Annotated in this window: 18 protein-coding genes; 11 read left to right on the forward strand and 7 right to left on the reverse strand. The window is 72.9% G+C overall.

Annotation, left to right across the window (positions count from 1 at the left end):
- Nucleotides 1–4: 4 nt before the first annotated feature.
- From FYW99_RS19585 to FYW99_RS19595, 4 genes are all read left to right on the forward strand, one after another.
- A complete protein-coding gene (locus FYW99_RS19585) occupies nucleotides 5–958 on the forward strand; it encodes a GNAT family N-acetyltransferase (RefSeq protein ID WP_150253475.1) in 954 nt (317 codons plus the stop codon).
- A gap of 95 nt (nucleotides 959–1053) precedes the next feature.
- Nucleotides 1054–1224: a hypothetical protein gene (locus tag FYW99_RS31865; RefSeq protein ID WP_190394729.1), complete on the forward strand. Its 171-nt coding sequence runs from the start codon at nucleotides 1054–1056 to the stop codon at nucleotides 1222–1224.
- Nucleotides 1225–1307: 83 nt separating this feature from the next.
- Nucleotides 1308–1958 carry a hypothetical protein gene (locus FYW99_RS19590; RefSeq protein ID WP_150253476.1) on the forward strand — a complete coding sequence of 217 codons (651 nt, stop codon included), beginning with the start codon at nucleotides 1308–1310 and terminating at the stop codon, nucleotides 1956–1958.
- Nucleotides 1959–2070: 112 nt separating this feature from the next.
- Nucleotides 2071–2532 (forward strand): PPOX class F420-dependent oxidoreductase, encoded by a 462-nt coding sequence (locus FYW99_RS19595; protein WP_150253478.1) that lies wholly within the window; start codon nucleotides 2071–2073, stop codon nucleotides 2530–2532.
- 110 nt (nucleotides 2533–2642) lie between these two features.
- Here FYW99_RS19595 and FYW99_RS19600 read toward each other — a convergent pair whose 3' ends face one another.
- The 6 genes from FYW99_RS19600 to mgrA form a co-directional block, all read right to left on the reverse strand.
- Nucleotides 2643–2987 carry a hypothetical protein gene (locus FYW99_RS19600; protein ID WP_150253480.1) on the reverse strand — a complete coding sequence of 115 codons (345 nt, stop codon included), beginning with the start codon at nucleotides 2985–2987 and terminating at the stop codon, nucleotides 2643–2645.
- A 32-nt stretch (nucleotides 2988–3019) separates the two neighbouring features.
- Nucleotides 3020–3424 carry a four-helix bundle copper-binding protein gene (locus tag FYW99_RS19605; RefSeq protein ID WP_150253481.1) on the reverse strand — a complete coding sequence of 135 codons (405 nt, stop codon included), beginning with the start codon at nucleotides 3422–3424 and terminating at the stop codon, nucleotides 3020–3022.
- Between the two features lie 54 nt (nucleotides 3425–3478).
- Complete coding sequence (locus FYW99_RS19610; RefSeq protein ID WP_150253483.1) at nucleotides 3479–4978, reverse strand: cytochrome P450; 1500 nt, start codon at nucleotides 4976–4978, stop codon at nucleotides 3479–3481.
- 387 nt (nucleotides 4979–5365) lie between these two features.
- Nucleotides 5366–7390 carry a CocE/NonD family hydrolase gene (locus tag FYW99_RS19615; protein ID WP_150253485.1) on the reverse strand — a complete coding sequence of 675 codons (2025 nt, stop codon included), beginning with the start codon at nucleotides 7388–7390 and terminating at the stop codon, nucleotides 5366–5368.
- 15 nt (nucleotides 7391–7405) lie between these two features.
- Nucleotides 7406–8722 carry an ATP-grasp domain-containing protein gene (locus FYW99_RS19620; protein WP_223839252.1) on the reverse strand — a complete coding sequence of 439 codons (1317 nt, stop codon included), beginning with the start codon at nucleotides 8720–8722 and terminating at the stop codon, nucleotides 7406–7408.
- Between the two features lie 384 nt (nucleotides 8723–9106).
- Nucleotides 9107–10105 carry an L-glyceraldehyde 3-phosphate reductase gene (mgrA, locus tag FYW99_RS19625; RefSeq protein WP_150253487.1) on the reverse strand — a complete coding sequence of 333 codons (999 nt, stop codon included), beginning with the start codon at nucleotides 10103–10105 and terminating at the stop codon, nucleotides 9107–9109.
- A 315-nt stretch (nucleotides 10106–10420) separates the two neighbouring features.
- Here mgrA and FYW99_RS19630 point away from each other — a divergent pair, with 315 nt between their 5' ends.
- From FYW99_RS19630 to FYW99_RS19660, 7 genes are all read left to right on the forward strand, one after another.
- Nucleotides 10421–10777, forward strand: a complete 357-nt coding sequence (locus FYW99_RS19630) for a hypothetical protein (protein ID WP_150253488.1) — start codon at nucleotides 10421–10423, stop codon at nucleotides 10775–10777.
- A gap of 261 nt (nucleotides 10778–11038) precedes the next feature.
- A complete protein-coding gene (locus tag FYW99_RS19635; protein WP_150253490.1) occupies nucleotides 11039–12262 on the forward strand; it encodes an SDR family NAD(P)-dependent oxidoreductase in 1224 nt (407 codons plus the stop codon).
- 55 nt (nucleotides 12263–12317) lie between these two features.
- A complete protein-coding gene (locus tag FYW99_RS19640) occupies nucleotides 12318–13283 on the forward strand; it encodes a TIGR03557 family F420-dependent LLM class oxidoreductase (protein ID WP_150253491.1) in 966 nt (321 codons plus the stop codon).
- Nucleotides 13284–13340: 57 nt separating this feature from the next.
- Entirely contained in the window at nucleotides 13341–13520 is a 180-nt protein-coding gene (locus FYW99_RS19645; RefSeq protein ID WP_082768219.1) for a hypothetical protein, read from the forward strand.
- Nucleotides 13521–13964: 444 nt separating this feature from the next.
- Nucleotides 13965–15275 (forward strand): cellulase family glycosylhydrolase, encoded by a 1311-nt coding sequence (locus tag FYW99_RS19650; RefSeq protein ID WP_150253492.1) that lies wholly within the window; start codon nucleotides 13965–13967, stop codon nucleotides 15273–15275.
- A 246-nt stretch (nucleotides 15276–15521) separates the two neighbouring features.
- Complete coding sequence (locus FYW99_RS19655) at nucleotides 15522–15986, forward strand: hypothetical protein (RefSeq protein WP_150253493.1); 465 nt, start codon at nucleotides 15522–15524, stop codon at nucleotides 15984–15986.
- A complete protein-coding gene (locus FYW99_RS19660; RefSeq protein WP_150253494.1) occupies nucleotides 15983–16327 on the forward strand; it encodes a transcriptional regulator in 345 nt (114 codons plus the stop codon). The genes FYW99_RS19655 and FYW99_RS19660 overlap by 4 nt, the downstream gene beginning before the upstream one ends.
- A gap of 293 nt (nucleotides 16328–16620) precedes the next feature.
- Here FYW99_RS19660 and FYW99_RS19665 read toward each other — a convergent pair whose 3' ends face one another.
- Nucleotides 16621–19113 (reverse strand): ATP-dependent Clp protease ATP-binding subunit, encoded by a 2493-nt coding sequence (locus tag FYW99_RS19665; RefSeq protein ID WP_150253495.1) that lies wholly within the window; start codon nucleotides 19111–19113, stop codon nucleotides 16621–16623.
- Nucleotides 19114–19157 lie beyond the last annotated feature (44 nt).

Raw genomic sequence — 19157 nt, forward strand, 5'->3', positions numbered from 1 at the left:
CACCATGACGAGTTCCGAACGTGTGACCGACGCGGACGTGCGGCTCATGCAGGGGCTGGCGCAGCGCGTCACCGCCACCCGCCCGGACCTGGTGAACAGCGACGCGTCGTTCGGCGAGCTGGCCTGGAACTGGGGCAGGGGGCACGCCAGCGACGGTACGACCTGGCCGCGTCGCCTGTGGTTCTCCGGCGGGGAACTGGTGGCGTGGGGCTGGGCCCGCCTTCCGCGCCGGGTGAGGCTGAGCGACGGCTCCGTCAGGGACGTCACCAGCGCCTACCTGATGTACCAGGTCCACCCCGACCACGCCGGGCTGGTCGACGAGGTGATCGACTGGTTCGACGCCACGGCGGCGGGCGTCGAACGCACGGTGGTGCCCAGCGCCGCCGACGGGTTCGCTCTGGAGCGGTGGGCGGCGCACGGCTATGAGACCGATCCGGACTCGCTCGGCGACAACGGGTCCTGGACCCAGCTCAACGAGCGCGACCTCACCGACGTGGAAGAGCCGGTGCTGCCGACCGGATTCCGGTTCCGCACCGCCGACGAGGCCGGACCTGAGGCCGCGGTCCGGGCCCATCTGGACGCCTGGGCCCCCTCGGCGTACACGGCCGAGGCCTACCGGGGCGTCCGGCGGGCGGCGGGGTACCGCGGCGACCTGCACGTCCTGGTGGAGGCACCGGACGGAACGATGGCGTCCTCGACGATCATGTGGCTCGACGAGGCCAACAGGACCGTCGAGTTCGAGCCGGTCGGCACGCATCCGCACTACCGCCGTCTGGGACTGGGCAGGGCGATGCTCCTGCACGGGATGCGTCTGGCGCGGGCCGCCGGGGCCGCGCACGCGACGGTCGCCTGCCTGGGTGCGCCGGGACACCCCCAGGCGCGCGGGCTGTACTACGGCGTCGGGTTCCGGATGCTCACGCGGGACGCGCCGCTCATCAGGACCACGACCGCGGCGTGACGTCCGTGTGACTCCTGATGCAGGAGATGGGCGTGTGATCCCTGGTGACTCGGGGTAGGGGCGGGCCAGTAATCCGACAGGGAGGAGGACCGGACATGAGCGTTCCGGAGGAGTCGAGGCCCAAGACCACGGACACCGACCAGGTCGTCGACGCCGACCACAGCGACGACGCCCGCGAGCCGGACACCCGAGGGGAGCTGGAGGCCGAGCTCCAGGACAGGATGGCGGAGCAGGACCTCAACCGCGAGGACTTCGGCACCGAGTGAACCGGCTACGGTCCCGGGGACGCACCGCCCGACGGCGGCCCCGGGACCGGCGTGTCCGCGCGGCGACCGGGTAGGCCGACCGTATGAGCGACCCCTCAGCGCGCACCGCTCCCGAACCCCGTGACCCCCTCACCCGTCTCCGCCTCCGTGCCAACCGGAGCGAACGCAGCAGGAAGGTCTTCTTCGGTCTCTACCAGGGCCTTTCCTTCGGCTGCGTCATGGGTTTCGCCCGTTTCCTGCTGAGCGGTTCCGACCCGTGGACCTCGCTCCTGTACGGCATCGTCGCCGGAGTGCTCTTCGGCTCGTTCATGGCCCTGTTCACCACTCCGCCGCGCCCGCGGGTGTCCCGCGACCCGGCGGTGCAGGCCGCCATCGGCCCCGAGACACTGCGCGCCGCCACGGACCGGCTGATCCTCGGCCGACCCGGCGCCGACCCCGAAACCAACCGTGTGGCCGCCCTCCAGGCCGAACAGGTGCTCAACGCCCCCTCCGTGAAGATCCCGGTGGCGGTGGCGGCCCTCGTCGCGGCCGTCTGCTCCCTGGGCGCCCTCGCACTGCCCTCCGATGAGGCAATGGACTTTCCGCGCGCCCTGCTGGGGACGGTCGCCCTCGCCTGTGTCCTGATGCCGTGCCTCCTGCTCCCGGCACGGCTCCTCCACCGGCGGCGCAGCGAGGAGTTCCTGGCACTCCACACCCCGCCCGGACGGGACCGCTCCGACTCCGGCCGCGACTGACCCGAGGCCCCCGGTGCAGCGCGTCGGCCCCGGCGGACGCCGCCCGGGGAGGGATACGCTGTCCCGGTCCGCGCGAGGCGCGCGCGGACCCGCAAGCAGCGAAAGCGAGACGATGAGCCCTTCGATCGCCACCAACACCCGCGTCGACCTCGATGGCCTGCTGGAGTTCGTGCGTCCCCGCCACCACGCGCTCCTCATCACGCGTCGCGCGGACGGCGAGCCCCAGGCCTCCCCGGTGACCTGCGGCGTCGACACCCAGGGCCGGATCGTGGTCTCCACCTACCCCGAGCGCGCCAAGGCCCGCAACGCCCGGCGCGACCCCCGGGTCAGCGTCCTGGTCCTGTCCGACGACTTCAACGGCGCCTGGGTCCAGGTGGACGGCGACGCCGAGGTCATCGACGGGGAGGAGGCGGTCGAGCCCCTGGTCGAGTACTTCCGCGTGATCTCCGGCGAGCACCCCGACTGGGACGAGTACCGCCAGGCCATGCGCCGTCAGGGCAAGGCCCTCGTCCGCGTCACCCCGAGGCGGTGGGGGCCGGTCGCCACCGGCGGTTTCCCCGCGGACCGCGTCTGAGCCCTCGACCGGGCCTCGGCCCTACCGTCCGGGCCCGCCCCGCCCCGCCCTGTCCTGCCCGCCCTGCCTCGCATCCGGGTCCGCCCGCCGGGCCGCCGCGGCGGCCCGGGTCACCTCCCCGCGGGCGGCGGCCGCCAGTCGTCGTCCGGAGGCGAACCCCCGCGGTCGGGCGGGTCACCTCCCTCGGGCGGCGGCTTCCAGTCCTCACCGGACGAGGTGTCCGCGGTCCCCTCACCGGGCCGGGCGGTGCCCAGGCCGGGGATGCTGCCCCTGTCCCAACCGGTCGGGTAGCGCCTGCCCTCCGGCCGCTCCTTCCAGTAGTCCGGCGAGCGCACGGCCTCCTGCTTGCGGATCGTGTCCCTGCGGATGATCCACAGCACGAGGAAGATCACCCCGATCGGGATGACGAGGGCCATCAGGACCCCGAACAGCCCGCCGAGTGTCGGCCACTCCATCGCCTTCCTCCTTCAGCTGGGGGCGCGGCCCCTCACAGGGCCGCGAGAAGCTCACGGCACGCGCACTCGCAGCGGCGGCACGCCTCGGCGCACACCCAGCAGTGCTCGTGCTGAGCGGCGTGCCGGTCGCACTCCTCGCCGCACAGGCGGCAGGCCTCCGCGCACGCCTTCACCAGGACCCGGACGAGGGTGTCGTCCTCCCCGGTCCGGCGGGAGAGCACCCGCTGGGTCGACTCGCACACGTCGGCGCAGTCCATGTCCAGGCGGACGCACGCGACCAGTTCGGCCACCGCCCGCTCGCCCAGGCAGGCGTCCGCGCACAGCACACACGCCTGCGCGCACGCGCCGCAGGCCTCGATGCAGGCCCGCACCTTCTCCTCGACACCGTCGCCCCGGCGCTCGGAGCGGGTGCCCAGCATCTGTTCGACGACGCTCATGTCTCCTCCTCGAATGCTTCTGGTCCCGACCCAGGGCGGATCCGGACCCGGACTTCAGAGGGAGAACCGCAGTGCGAAGTGGTTCAGCGAGGCGGGAAGGCCCGACGCGGGCAGCGGGCCGCCCGCGTCCACGCGGGTCAGGTCCCGGCCCCGGAGCAGGGCGCGCAGGTACAGCGACACCGTCAGCGGCACCAGGTCGCGCGCCGCGCACCCGGCGGGGCCGTAGCTGAAGGGCACGATCCCCGGCTCCGCCTCGGCGCGCCCGTCGAGCCAGATCCCGGGTTCGAACGCGTCCGCGTACGCAAGCCGTGAGGAGTCCCGGTGGAAGTAGGAGCTCACGACGAGGAAGGCCGTTCCCGCCTCGAACACCTCCTCCCGCCAGGCCGTCTCCCGTGTGCTCTCCCGGATCACCATGAGCGTGGTCGGCCACAGCCGCACCGACTCGCGCACCGTCGCCCGCAGCAGCGGCAGGTCGAGGCCCTCGCGGCCCTCGGCCTCCTCGCGGGCCGCGTGGGCGCCGGGGCTGAGCGAGGTCAACAGCGCCAGGGACCGGAACGCGGCGACGGCGGCCGCGTCGAACGCGAACAGCCAGTGCGCCACCTGGTCCTCCGGCCGCACGTCCGCGCCGTGGCCGTTCCCAGTGGAGGCCGCCGCGCTGCCCCCGCCCCCGGCACGGAGGTCTTCGCCGTGACCGCCTCCGCCGCTGTGGGGGCACCCTGCGCGCGGCTCCGCGGCCGCCGCTCCCGCGACCAGACGCGCGGCGAGGCTGCCCGGTTCGGCGCGTTCGACGTTGGCGCGCACCCGTCCGAGGAACTCCTCCCTCGCCGCGTGGTCGGCGGGAGCGGCGTAGGCCCAGTTCGCGCGCGAGCGCAAGGCGTGCAGGAGTTCGGTCGTGCGGCGGTCCTCCGCGGCGAACGGTCCGAAGACCACGCGCCGGGCCATGGCGTGGAAGGAGTCGGCGAACCTGCGCCAGTCCAGCACCTCCCCGCTCCGCAGGGCCAGCCTGAGCGCCAGCGCCTCGTCGTCCGCCTGTCCGGCGATGACGTCCCCGTCGGGGTGGATCGTCTGGTTCGGCACCAGGGCGGCGACGTTGGCCGCGCGCCGCCCGGGCCGGGCGGCGTGGTCGGAGATCAGCACCCCGTGCGGCTGGAAGTGGGAGAGCGCGCCGCGCTTCTCCATGCCGCCGGGGGAGAAGGGTTCTGGCGTCTCCCGCAGGAGTCGGCCCACGTCCTCCGCGGACAGGACCAGGGCGAGCCGCCGCCCCGCCAGGCGCAGCGGCAGCGGGTCGTCGCCGTGGCGCTCGCGCAGACCGCGCAGGAGCGAGACCGCCCTGCGGTCGGCGTCCAGACCGGCGACCAGCCCCGTCATCAGCGGGCGGCGCACGATCACGCCCCGCGCCAGGTTGGGCAGCACGACCGAGGAGAGCACGCGTGCCGTCTCCGCCGCGGTGGGGCGGCGCGCCCCCCGCCGGAGTTCCGCTTCCGGCCGGGGCCCCACGTCCTGTGGCGGGTGCGCTCCCTGTTGCCGGTGCGCCTCCTGGTGTTCTGTGGGCATCGAGACCGTCCCCCTCGATCGGTTCGCTCCGGTGGGTCGCTGTTCCCGGCTCCGGCCTCCCACGCACCCCATGCGCCCCGTGAGCCCCGGTCCGGGTCCCTCACCCCGTCCCCTGCCCCGGTCCGGGTGTGTCCGAACAGGGACGTAGGAGACTTCTGTGGCTTTCGGGGTCGCTGTGCGTTGTCCGGGTCCCTCGCCCCCGAGGCCGGGCGTGTCCTGCCCTCACAGGGCCGAGGCGTCCCCGCACACGCGGGCGCCCCCGGTCGGACACCTGGCCAGCACGGCGGCCTGCGAGGTGTCCCCGCACACGCGGGCGCCCCGGCCCTCACCGGACCGGGGCGCCCGCCGTTCCCCGACCGCGCACGGTCGCGGGTCACCGGCCGCGGGTCACAGGTGGTCGCGGGGCAGCGTCTCGGTCCACTGCCGGGAGAAGACCCGCTCGTCGTTCTCGAAGGCGTCCAGCGTCGCGTACACCCGGAACTCGGTCTCGGTGCACTCCATCGACGTGTGGGTCTCGGTCCGGGTGCGCCACCCGTCCCGCGCGAAGCGCATCGTCCACGTCGACTCGCCGCGCGCGGACGTGAAGTCGCCCGCCACGGACTCGTAGTACTCGTAGGCGCGCCGCCCGACGTCCAGGTCGATGTCGTCGAAGTGCAGGATGCCGCCGTCCTTGACGATCTCCAGTGCCGACCGGGTGTCCACCAGGTCCCGGTAGACGGTCCAGCTGTGCTCCGGCTTCTCCCGGCGCGTGGTGGAGATCTCCGGCGCCGACTCCGGCTCCCCGAAGGGACGCGGATTCGGATCGTTGGAGTCCGAGCACGGGCGCACCGGCAGCAGCAGCCTGCTGTGCTCCGGGTGCACGGTCAGCAGGGCGGGCCTGGGCGGTGGCCAGGCCAGCGGCCAGTAGGAGGTGGACAGCGACAGCCGGATGCGGTGTCCCACCGGGAACGCCTGCGCGACACCGTTCATCGTCACCCTCACCCGGTAGATCTCGCCCGGTTCGAGCTTCTCGGGGTGCTCGTGGCTGTCGCGGTGGGTGAGGTTGAGCAGCCCGTAGGTCACCCGTGTGGCGCTGCCGTCCGGCGCGACGTCCACGAGCCTGGCGGCGACCATGGCCACCGGTTCGGTGACCGACACGTCCAGCTCCACCTCGGCGGCGCCCAGGATCTCCACGTCCTCGGACAGGACGTCGCTGTCGAAGACCAGGGAACCGCCGTCCTCCTCGCGCTGGTCGTAGGGCAGGTCCGGCGGGGCGTTGTAGGAGGCCCACTTGCCCGCGAACTGGCCCACCGTCAGCGGCGACCGCACGGTCAGCGACTCCGAGTGCACCTCCTCACCGGGGCGGCCGATCCGGTACCTGGCCAGCGGGTAGCCGCGGTACTCCACGCTCCGCGAGGGCCACTCGGCCTCGCGCACCCACCGTCCGGGGCGCTCGGTGTAGGCGGTGGAGGGCGCCACGCTGTCCTGCATCCACGCCCACAGGGACGGGCCCTCGTCGACGCCGTTCTCCCTGCCCTTGAGCCAGCGGTCGAGCCAGCGCACGACCTCCTGGAGGTAGCCGATCGCCGGGCCGGGGCTGCCCATGTGCGGGTAGCGGTGCGACCACGGGCCGATCAGCCCCCGGCTGGGCGCCTCCAGGTTCTCCAGCAACCGGAAGACGGCGTTGGAGTAGCCGTCCGCCCACCCGCTGGAGGCCAGCACCGGGCAGCGCACCTTCGCGTAGTCCTCGCTCACCGACGCGTGCCGCCAGTAGTCGTCGCGCCGCTGGTGGCGCAGCCACTCCAGGACCCACGGCTCGGTGGCTTCCAACCGCTCGTGCCACATCCGCCGCCATTCGTCGCCGACGGTCACCGGGTCCGGCGGGCAGGTGCCCGCGGAGAACATCGTCCCCGCCTCGGCGAGGTTGTCCGACAGCAGGCAGCCGCCCATGTAGTGGAAGTCGTCGCCGTACCGGTCGTCGGTGAAGGAGCTGATGACGATCGCGCCCAGGCTCGGGGGCTGGCGGGCCGCCACCTGGAGCGCGGCGAACCCTCCCCAGGACAGCCCCATCATGCTGGTCTTCCCGTTGCACCAGGGCTGCTCGGCCAGCCAGGCCAGCACCTCCTCGGCGTCCTGCTGCTCGCGTTCCAGGTACTCGTCGGTGAGTACGCCCTCGGAGTCGCCGGTGCCCCGCATGTCCACGCGGACGCAGGCGTAGCCGTGCCCGGCGATGTAGGGGTGGTGCATGGAGTCGCGCACGGACGTCAGGTCGCGCCGACGGTAGGGAATGTACTCCAGGACCCCGGGGACGGGGGAGACGTCGGAGGAGGTCGCCCGCCACACCCTGGCGGCCAGGTGCACACCGTCCGACATCGGTATCCACAGGTGCTCGTCCTCGTGGACGGCGTTGGGCAGGTTGTTGACCACGTGCATGGACCGGGGCCCCTCCTAGTTCTCGGCCAGCTTGTCCTTCGAACCGTTCTCTTCCTCGAACTCGAACACGAGCTCCTCCACGCAGCGCTCGTACTTGGCGCGCATCTCGGTCTCGTCCTCGGCGCCGATGGTGACCTTGAGGAGTTCGTAGCTGTAGCTGTCCTGGGCGTTCATGTCCGAGAGCCGCTGCCCCTGCTGCGGCACGACCTCGACCGTCACGCCGGGCAGGGACTCCTCGAACGCGGCCACCTCCTCCGGGGTGGGCACGCGCACGGCGACGCCGTCCTCGAAGCGCCGGTGGTACCACTCGGCGGCCACCCGGTAGTCGCCGCGGGCGTCCTCGTCCAGGGCCGGGTCCTGGCCGAAGGCCAGCCTCAGCATCCGCTCGTGGTTGGCGACCCCGTCCACCAGCTCGAAGAGCTCGGCGTGTGACTGGGAGTGGCGGGTGTTGACCTCCAGCAGGCCCAGGTTCTCCTCCACCGGGTCGTAGAAGAACTCGACGCTGAACGTGGAGTTGTCCATCCCGACCTGCTCGATGACCTTGACGGCCACCTCGGACATCCACCGGGAGACGTGGTCGGGGAGGCTGGAGGGGTACTGGTGGCGCAAAAACACCGAACTGCCGGGGTAGTCCACCGAGTCCAGGGCGCCGTAGACCACGACCTCGCCCTTGTACACGTAGCCCTCGACGGCTGCCTGCACGCCCTGCATCGCGGCCTCGGCGAGGGCCGTGCGCCCGCCCACGGAGGAGATCTCGGGGGGCAGGTCCACCATCTCCAGGATCTGCTCGAAGGGGCGGCCGATGCGGTCGACCCCGTCACTGAGCAGGGACACCGCCTCCTGGAACCCCTCGTCGTCGTCGACCTTGTAGGCCAGCTCGGAGGAGGCCGACTTCACCGGCTTGAGCCACATGGGGTAGGTCGGGCTCTCGGGGGGCGGGGGGGTGTCCTCGGACAGCTCGACGAGGCCGAAGGCCGGGTACTCGTCGATGACCTTCTGCTGTTCCAGCCTGCTCCAGTACTTGTGCTCACACTTGACGAAGGATTCGAGGGAGGCCGAGGGGAGGCCGCGACGGGAGCACAGGATGGGCACGAACAGGGTCACAGGGAAGTCCCAGTAGCCCACGATCGCGTCGACGCTCCCGTCGAAGTCGTCCAGGATCCTCTCCGCCTTGGCCAGTAGTTCCTGGATGTCGACCTCGCCGACCTGGAGTTCTTCCAGGTTCAGCAGCTGGTGAAACTCGCAGTGCTGACCCGTGGGGGTTCTGCGCAGGATCTCCAGGTTGTGCTCGTCCAGGCCGACCACGAACACGTTCTTCACGGCTACCTGCACCGCCTTCCTCTTCTGGGCTTTTCGGAGCGGGGATGCGTACGCATGCGCCTAACCCGTGCCGGGTGCTCCAAACGCGGGCGTGTCACGACTCACGCCGCGGAAGTGCTGGTCGTCGCGCCGGAACGGTGCGCGGCGCGGCACGCGCGGGCCCCGTCGCGGACGGTCGGGGGTCCGCGGCGGGGCCGGTGGTGCACCAGGGGTCGATGGGGTGGCGGCGCCGTCAACGCGCGGGGCGTACGGGTGTCCCGTGACCCGCCCGGGGCCCTCCTGCCAGCGCGCGGTGGGACGTACGTGACCGCGGTCCGGGCGGGGCGGGTCTGCCGTCAGCGCGCGGGGGCGCACCGGTCGCCCGTGCTGGGGGCGGCACGGGCGACAGCTCCGCCGTCAGCGAGCGCGGGGGGCGTACCGGTCGATCTCGGCGAGCTCCTCGGCGTCGAACCCCAGGTTGGCGACCGCGGCCACGTTGTCCTCCAGCTGCGCGACGCTGCTCGCACCGATCACCGCGGAGGTCACCCGGCCGCCGCGCAGCACCCAGGCCAGCGCCATCTGGGCCAGCGACTGCCCGCGCCGCCGGGCGACCGCGTCGAGCCCGCGCACCCGCTCCAGCACCTCCTCGGTGATGCCCTCGGCGTTCAGGAACGGGCTGCTCCCGGCCGCCCGCGAACCCTCCGGCACACCGTGGAGGTAGCGGTCGGTCAGCAGCCCCTGCGCCAGCGGGGAGTAGGCGATGGAGCCCGCGCCGACCTCGTCGAGCACGTCGAGCAGCCCGTCCTCCACCCACCGGTTGAACATCGAGTAGGAGGGCTGGTGGATGAGCATCGGCGTGCCCAGATCGCGCAGGATCGCCGCGGCCTCGCGGGTCTGCTCGGGGGAGTAGTTGGACACGCCCGCGTACAGGGCCTTGCCCTGGCGCACCGCCGTGTCCAGCGCGCCCATGGACTCCTCCAGCGGGGTGTCGGGGTCGGGCCGGTGGTGGTAGAACACGTCCACGTACTCCAGGCCCATGCGCTCCAGGCTCTGGTCCAGGCTGGACAGCAGGTACTTGCGCGAGCCCCACTCGCCGTAGGGGCCGGGCCACATCAGGTACCCGGCCTTGGTCGAGACCACGATCTCGTCGCGGTAGCGGCGCAGCTCCCGGGCCATGACCCGCCCGAAGTTCTCCTCCGCCGAGCCGGGCGGGGGACCGTAGTTGTTGGCCAGGTCGAAGTGGGTCACGCCCAGGTCGAACGCGCGCAGCAGGATGGCGCTCTGGTCCTCGATGCCGCGCTCGTGGCCGAAGTTGTGCCACAGCCCCAGGGACAGGGCGGGCAGGCGCAGGCCGCTGCGGCCGCACCGCCGGTAGGGCATCGTCTCGTACCGCTCGGGGGCGGCGACGTAGGTCATGGAATCTCTCCCTCGTGTGGCTGTTCGCCCGGCCGTCGCGCGCGGGCGGGTCGACCGGCGTGCGGAGAGTACAGCGCGCGGGGGAGGAGCGCCGACAGCGCCCCCGCACCGGCGGTTCGGATCCGTCCCGTGCCGTGCCGACCACGACCGTCCCCTCTTCTCCCGCACGTGCGCGAAGGGGACCCGCCTTCGGCGGCCGGAGCCCTTCTCCGGTGCCGCACGGCCGTGGCCACCTGCGGTTTCGTGTTCGGGCTCACGGGTAGCCGTACGCCTGTCACCCCGGTTCCGCACAGACAGAAGAGGGAGTGAACGTCGATGCAGCACGAGACCCAGCCCCCGATCGAGGGCTACGAGGGCCTTCCGCTGGGGACGCTCCAGCACCGTGTCCGCTCGCTCGACGCCGACCAGATGCGCCAGCTCATCGGCTACGAGTCCGACCACGCCAACCGGATCAACGTCCTGGAGATCCTGGAGCACCGCCTGATCGAACTGGAACAGGGCGCCGAACCCTCCGGGGGCTCACAGGACTTCCAGCCCGAGCGCCCCGGTCCGCCCACCGGCGGCTCACCGGTGAGCGAGAGCACCGCCGCTCCCGCGTCGAGCCCGCCGCCGCAGGGCGTCCCCAACCAGCCCGCCAAGCCCAAGGGCGACTACCAGCCCGGCGGCCAGTGAGGCGGTCCCCGGTCCCGCCGGGACACGGGGCGCGGGGCCCGGCACCCGTGTCCGCGGCGGCGCCCGCGATCCCCGCCGCCGCTGGCGGGGACCGGCCCGGGGGCGCGGACCGGAGCGCGGCCACCGGCCGTTTTCGCCCCGCCGCCTCGGGTAGCCGTACACCCACATCCCCCGGAACGCTCTTCTCCGACGTACAGGGAGTGACATGGCGCTGGCATCCACCGCGGGCCCGGCTCGCGGTCACGGCGGACGGGGCGACCGGTGATCCGCGGCAGGGCGCCCCTGGTCCTGGCCGGTGCGGGCTGGGCGGCGTCCCGACTCAGGGACAGACGTGACCGGTGGGACGACCCCGAACCGCGGCGGCGCCGCCGACGCGGCGGGACGGTCCCCTGGATGGTGGCCGGTGCGGCCCTGGGCCTGGGCGCCGCGGCGCTGACCGGTGCGCGGCGGCCCGCCCTCCTGGACGGCAGGGTCGCGCTCATCACCGGCGGCTCCCGCGGGCTCGGACTCCAGCTGGCCCGCGAGTTCGGCCAGCGCGGTGCGTCCGTCGTGGTCTGCGCCCGCGAACAGGACGAACTCGACCGGACGGTGGCCGACCTGGAGGAGCGGGGCGTGCGAGCACGCGGCGTCCGGTGCGACATCCGCGACCCCGAGTGCGCCGAGGGCCTGGTCGAGGAGGCCACCGCGGCCTTCGGCCATCTGGACTTCGTCGTCAACAACGCGGGCATCATCCAGGTCGGTCCGCACGAGACGCTCTCGGAGAGCCACTTCCGCGACGCCATGGAGACGATGTTCTGGGCGCCGCTGCGCATCTCCCGGGCCGCGATCGGCCCGCTGGAGCGCACCCGCGGCTCCCTGGTCACCATCACCTCCGTCGGCGGCCACCTGAGCGTGCCGCACCTGCTGCCCTACTCCTGCGCCAAGTTCGCCGAGGTCGGCCTCTCCGAGGGACTGGGGGCCGAGGTCGCGCGCCGGGGAGTGCGGGTCACCACCGTGGTCCCGGGCCTGATGCGCACCGGCTCCCACAAGGCCGCCGTCTTCTCCGGCGACCCCGAACACGAGTACACCTGGTTCTCCCTGGGCGCCGGGCTGCCCCTGGTCTCGGTGAGCGGGGAGCGCGCGGCCCGCCGGATCGTGGAGGCGGCCGCGCGGGGGCGCAGCTATCTGGTGCTCACGCCACTGGCCCGGGCTGCCATCGCGGCCCGGGGGCTGTGCCCCTCCCTCGTCCAAGGCGCCATGCGAGTCATGGACCGGGTCCTGCCGGACCCGGGCGGACCGGTGGAGCACAGACCCGGGCGTGAGGCGGACGACACCGTGGTCAACCGGGTGCTCAAACTGCCCACGGCGCTCAACGAGCGCGCGGGCAGGCGCCTCAACCAGAGGGACGACGAGGGCGGCGGCGCGTCCGGAGGCCGGGAGCCGGGCGCGGACGCACCGGAAGGACCCGGGCCGGACAGGCCGGAACCGGACGGGCCCGGACGGTGAGCGGAGGCCGCCGCAGCGAACGGTGACCGGCGATCACGAATCGGGGGATCACGACGTGACGCGTTTCGGATACTTTCTCGCCAGCGAGGAGCACGGGCCGCAGGAACTGGTCCGCCAGGCGCGGGCCGCCGAGGAGGCCGGGTTCGACTCCCTGTGGATCTCCGACCACTACCACCCCTGGCTGGACGTGCAGGGGCAGAGCCCCTTCGTGTGGTCGGTGGTCGGCGCCATCGGGCAGGTGACCTCCCTGCCGGTCACCACGGCGGTGACCTGCCCCACCACGCGCGTGCACCCGGCGGTGGTCGCGCAGGCCGCGGCGACCGCCGCCGCGATGGTCCGGGGCGGGTTCACCCTGGGCGTGGGCACCGGCGAGGCGCTCAACGAGCACATCCTCGGCCAGCCCTGGCCGCCCGCGGCCCGGCGCCTGGAGATGCTGGAGGAGGCCATGGAGGTGATGCGCAAGCTGTGGACCGGCAAGCTCGTCACCCACCGGGGCCGCCACTACGAGGTGGACACCGCGCGCCTGTACACGCTGCCGGAGGAGCCGCCGGGGATCTACATGTCGGCGTTCGGCCCCAAGGCCACCGGGCTGGCGGCCAGGGAGGCCGACGGCCTGATCCAGGTGGCGCCCAGCGACGAGACGGTCGAGAACTTCCGTGCCGGGGGCGGCGCCGGCAAGCCCGTCCAGGGCGGACTCAAGGTCTGCTGGGCCCCGAGCGAGGCCGAGGCCCGGCGCGTGGCGCACGAGCGCTGGCCCAACGAGGCGTTGGCGGGCGAGGCGCCCCAGCTGCTGCCGCTGCCGCGCCACTTCGAGCAGCTCACCCGGGGCCTGGTCACGGAGGACATGGTGGCGGAGGAGATCGCCTGCGGGCCCGACCCGGAGGTGCACGTGGCGGCGATCCGCCCGTACCTGGAGGCCGGTGTGGACGAGGTCTACGTCTGCCAGGTGGGCGACGACCAGGACGGCTTCTTCGCGTTCTACGCGGAGGAGGTTCTGCCCCGGCTCCGGGCCGGGGCCTGACGAGCGGCGCGGTGCGCGGGCGGCGGCGTCCGCGGGCCGCGCCCGTGAGGAGGACACATGCACACCCGTACCCGTGACGGCACCCTGCGCGAGCCGGATCCGATGCCGCCGGACCCGTTCCCTCCGACCCCGATGCCGCCTCCCTCCCCGCCCGAGCCCGTGCCCGAGCCGGAACCGCCCGGCCCGGTACCGGTCCCCGAACCGCCGGGTCCGGAGCCCCAGCCCGAACCCGCCTGAGACACCCGCCGAACCTTCGAGCGGGTATGCCCGTGGGGCGCGCACCGCTGGTGACCCGCGCGCCCCGCGGGTCCACCGTGCGCCGGGGGCGCCGTCCACCCCATGCGAGCCGCCCTGCGCGGATCACTCCACACGGGCCACCCCACACGGGCCACCGGACGGGGGCCACTCCACGCGAGCCACCGGACGGGGGCCGCCCGTGGGGCCGGTGGCCGGGAGCCGCCCGCCGGACGCCCCGAGCGCGGGCGCGCACGGACGGACCCGGGTCCGGATCGGCGGTGACGGCGCGGAACGCGCGGCGCACGCGTGCACGAAAGCGAATCCGTTGCGTCAGGGGGATTGTCCCGTGCGTGATGACCGGCCTAGGTTGCACGGGAAAGACTCCTTCCGGTTCGGACCGCCCAGCCGGGCGGCGCCGGGCCGTCATCCGCTGGAGGAACCACAGTGGCGCAAACCCCCACCCCCGCACGACGACGGCGTCCCGCCCCGATCCGCACCGCCCTCGCGGGCGCGCTCCTGCTCGCCCCCCTCGCGCTCGTCGCCGCGCAGGCCCCGGCCGCGGCCTCCCCGGCCGTCCCCGTCTCCGCGGTGACCGAGGCACCGGCCCAGGCCGCCGCCAGTCCCGTCGAGGCCCACGGCCAGCTGCGCGTCTGCGGCCTCAAGCTCTGCGACGAGAGCGGCGACACCGTCCAGCTCACCGGGATGAGCTCCCACGGACTCCAGTGGTACAGCGACTGCCTCACCGACGGGTCCCTGGACGCGCTCGCCCACGACTGGAACGCCGACGTCATGCGCGTGTCCATGTACATCCAGGAGGGCGGCTACGAGACCGACCCGCGCGGCTTCACCGACCGGGTCCACGAGCTCGTCGAGGAGGGCACCGCGCGCGGCATGTACGTCATCGTCGACTGGCACATGCTCACGCCCGGCGACCCGAACCACAACACCGACATGGCGCGCACCTTCTTCTCGGAGATCGCCTCCGTCCACGCGGACAAGGACAACGTCCTCTACGAGATCGCCAACGAGCCCCACGGGGTCTCCTGGGACGCGGTCCGCGGCTACGCGGAGGAGATCATCCCGGTCGTGCGCGCCGAGGACCCCGAGGCCGTCGTGCTCGTCGGCACCCGCGGCTGGTCCTCCCTCGGCCTGTCCGAGGGCTCCGACCACACCGAGATCACCGCGGACCCGGTCGACGCCGACAACATCATGTACGTCTTCCACTTCTACGCCGCCACGCACGACGACTTCCACCGGGAGGGCCTGCGGGCCGCGGCGCAGGACCTGCCGCTGTTCGTCACCGAGTTCGGCACCCAGGAGGCCACCGGCGACGGACCCAACGACTTCGCCTCGGCCCAGGCCTACCTCGACCTCCTGGCCGAGGAGCAGATCAGCTGGGTGAACTGGAACTTCTCCGACGACTTCCGCTCCGGCGCGGTGTTCGAGCCCGGCACCTGCGCCGCCGACGGTCCCTGGACCGGAACCGAGTCGCTCAAGCCCGCGGGGGAGTGGATCCGCGACCGTATCCGTGAGAGCGGGGTCGCTCCGACCGACCCCACCGACCCCACCGACCCGACGGACCCGACGGACCCGGACGGGTGTGAGACCCCGGCCTGGTCCTCGGGCGAGGTGTACACCGGCGGCGACCAGGTCAGCCACGGCGGACGCCTGTACCGCGCCCAGTGGTGGACGCAGGGGGAGGAGCCCGGGACCACGGGTGAGTGGGGCGTCTGGAGGGACCTCGGCGCCTGCTGACCGTGACGCGCGGGGGCGGGCAGGAAGGCCCGCCCCCGCGCTTCCTGACCTGTCGTGAGCGGCCACCGCCGACCGCGACGGGTCCTGCCGCGACACGCGTCGGCCGCATGCGGCCGACGCGTTTTCGCATGTCAGCGAAGCGATCCCGTGCCAACAGCCTTCTCCGGGCCACAACCAGGTTTGACAGTGCCCCGTCCTTGGTATCTACTTTCCATATAGAAAGTAGATACGAAAGAGGAGATGGCCATGACGCACAATCCCGAGCTCGACCAGGTCGCCGCCGCCCGCCGCAAGCTCGCCGCCCACGCCGATCTGCCCGCCGCCTACTGGGTGTTCCTCGCACTCGCGAGCGTGCTCATCGCCGGTCTGCCGATCTGGTCCTGGCTCCTGCCCGGCAGCGGCCCCTACTTCCAGTGGGCCGTCTTCGGAGTGGTCGTGGCCGCGACGGCCTACGCCGTCATCCAGCGCCGACGCAGCGGCGTGTACCTGCCGCGCCGCATCACCTCCTACCCCGGCGCCCGACTGACGTGGATCACCGCCCTGGCCGTCACCGGCGCCGGATTCCTCGGCATCAACGTCCTGGTCGACAACGGCCTCATCGGCTTCGCGCTCGCCGCGCTGGTGCCCGTCGCCGTCATCATGCTCGTGGGACAGATGCTGGTCCGCTCGGCCATGCGCCGCAGCATCGAGGACGGCAGGGTCACCCCGTGACCGCGTTGCACCGTCCCGGCGGCGACGCCTCGCAGGGAGGCGCCGCCTCCGGGCGCCAGCCGATCCTGGAGACCGGCCCGCGACTGGCGATGTGCGCGCTCCTCCAGGGCGCCGACTGGGTCGACTTCGCCACCGTGCGCACGCTGCTCGACATCAGCGACCCGATGGTCTCCAAGCACAGCCGCACCCTGGAGGACGCGGGACTGCTCGAGGTCCGCAAGGGAGCGGTCGGACGCCGACCCAAGACCTGGTTCCGCCTGACCCCGGTCGGACGCGCGGCCCTGACGGGCCACCTGACCTGGCTGACCGACCTGGGCTCGGCGATCGACCAGGAACACTGAGGCCGGTGCCCGGAAGCCGGTGTCCTCCGGGCTCCGGTCTCCGGGCCCCAGGGCCCCAGGGCCCCAGGGCGCCGGGCCGCCGGACCCGCGACGATCCGGCCCCGAGTGCCCCCGAAGGCCATCGCGTCAGGAACCCACCCAGTGGACTGTCCGGAAACGTTCCTGGCGGGGCGTGAGGTTGCTGACCTGCGATGGTCTTGTGCTTACAGCGTGTCTCGGCCGCCCAACCCCGCTATAAGTACAAGATCACGGCGGAGGGGGCGGGTTCCGGTCCGCCCCCTGCGGTCACGGCGTCAGTACGACTGCACCGTGGAGATGCGCAGCTCCCCCTGGTCGTCCACGTCCACCAGGACGTGGTCGCCCGCCACGACCTGCTGGTCCAGGACCATGCGCGACAGCCTGTTGCCGACGTTGCGCTGGATGGTGCGCGCCAGCGGCCGGGCGCCGTAGGCGGGCTGGTAGCCGCGCTCGGACAGCCACCCCACCGCCTCGTCGGTGAACCGCACGGTGATGTCCTGCGCCTTGAGCCGCTCCTCGGTGCGCTCCAGCAGCAGTCGGGTGATCCGGCCCAGCTGCTCCTCGCCGAGCTGCTTGAAGACGATGACCTCGTCGATGCGGTTGATGAACTCGGGGCGAAACTCCTCGCGCAGCCGCCGCATCACCCGCTGCTCGGTGTCGGGGTCCATCTGGCCGTCGGCGGTGAAGCCCATCGGCGCGCCGCCGGTGATCACCTCCGACCCCAGGTTGCTGGTCATGATGACCACCGTGTTGCGAAAGTCCACCGTCCGGCCCTGCCCGTCGGTCAGGCGGCCGTCGTCCAGCAGCTGGAGCAGCAGGTTGAACACGTCCGGGTGGGCCTTCTCCACCTCGTCCAGCAGCAGCACCGAGTACGGGTGGCGGCGCACCGCCTCGGTGAGCTGGCCCGCCTCCTCGTAGCCCACGAACCCCGGAGGCGCCCCGGTCAGGCGGCTGGCGGTGTGGCGCTCCTGGAACTCGCTCATGTCGACGCGGACCATGGAGTCCTCGGACCCGAACAGGGCCTCGGCCAGCGCCCGCGCCAGCTCCGTCTTGCCCACGCCGGTCGGGCCCAGGAACAGGAAGCTGCCCACCGGCCGGTCGGGGTCGCCCAGACCGGCCCGCGAGCGGCGGATGGCCTCCGAGACGGCCGTGACCGCCTCGTCCTGGCCGATCACCCGCTCGTGCAGCACCTCCTCCAGGTTGACCAGCCGGTCCCGCTCCTCCTGGGTCAGCTGGGAGACCGGGATGCCGGTGCTGCGGGAGACCACCTCGGCGATGTCGGCACTGGTCACCTCGGGGACCGACGAACCGGTTCCGCGCGCCTGGTGGATCGAGCTCCTGGCGGCGGCGATCTCGTCGCGCAGCGCCGAGGCGCGCTCGTAGTCCTCCTGTTGGACCGCCTTCTCCTTCGCCTCCTCCAGGCCCTTGAGCCTGCCCTCCAGCTCGCGCAATCCGGAGCTGGAGGACTTCAGGCGCAGGCGCACCCGCGCGCCCGCCTGGTCGATGAGGTCGATGGCCTTGTCGGGGAGGAAGCGGTCGGTGACGTAGCGGTCCGACAGCTCGGCCGCCGCCACCAGGCTCTCGTCGGCGAAGCGCACCTGGTGGTGGGCCTCGTAGCGGTCGCGCAGTCCGCGCAGGATCTCGACGGTGTCCTCCACCGACGGCTCGGGCACCTGGATCGGCTGGAAGCGGCGCTCCAGGGCCGCGTCCTTCTCGATGTTCTTGCGGTACTCGTCCACGGTGGTCGCGCCGATGATGTGCAGCTCGCCGCGGGCCAGCGCGGGCTTGAGCATGTTCCCGGCGTTCATGGACCCCTCGGCGGCACCGGCGCCGACGATGGTGTGGATCTCGTCGATGAAGACGAGCAGCTGGTCGGACTGGGAGCGGATCTCGTCCACGATGGCGTTCAGGCGCTCCTCGAAGTCGCCCCGGTAGCGCGTGCCCGCCACCACCCCGGCCAGGTCGAGCTGGACCAGGCGGCGCCCGAGCAGGGTCTCGGGGACGTCCTCGTCGAAGATGCGCTGGGCGATGCCCTCCACGATCGCGGTCTTGCCCACGCCCGGGTCGCCGATGAGCACCGGGTTGTTCTTGCGCCGCCGGGCGAGCACCTCGATGCACTGCTCGACCTCGTCGTCGCGGCCGACCACCGGGTCCAGGCGGCCCTCCCGGGCCAGCACGGTCATGTCGGTGCCGTACTCGTCCAGGGTCGGGGTGGCGGAGGGCTCGCTCTCACCGTGGTCGGCGGCGGGCGGCGCACCGGCGGCCTTCTGGAGCGACTGCGGGGTGATCCCCGAACCGCGCAGGAGCTGGCCGACGGCGCTGTCGGTGTTGACCGCCAGCGCGAAGAGCAGGTGTTCGGGAGTGATGCTGGAGCTGCCCGTGGCGCGCGCGATCTGGAGGGCGTCGAGGAGGGCGCGCTTGGCGGCGGGGGTGAGCCGGGCGGAGCCGCGCACCGACCTCGGGGTCTGCGACACCGCCTGGTCGATCACGTCGATGATCTGCTGGGTGTCGGAGCCGCTGTTCTGCACCATCTCCCGCGTGGGCGGGTAGCGCAGCAGCGCCCACAGCAGGTGGACCGCGTCGACGTCGGCGCTACCGGCCTCCAGGGCGCGGCGCACCGCGGCGTCGGCCACCTGCCGGGCCTCGGGGCTCATCAGCTTGGACAGGTCCACGCGGCGGACCGGTCCCCGAGCCCCCAGGAAGCGCGCCAGGAACTCGTCGAAGGAACCCGGGTCGCTGCCGCGGTCGTCGGGAAGGTCGTGTGTCATGTGGTCTCGTCCCCCGTGCGTGCGGTAGTGGCTTATTCACTCTA

The sequence above is a fragment of the Nocardiopsis deserti genome (genome assembly GCF_008638355.1).
Classification (GTDB): Bacteria; Actinomycetota; Actinomycetes; order Streptosporangiales; family Streptosporangiaceae; genus Nocardiopsis; species Nocardiopsis alborubida.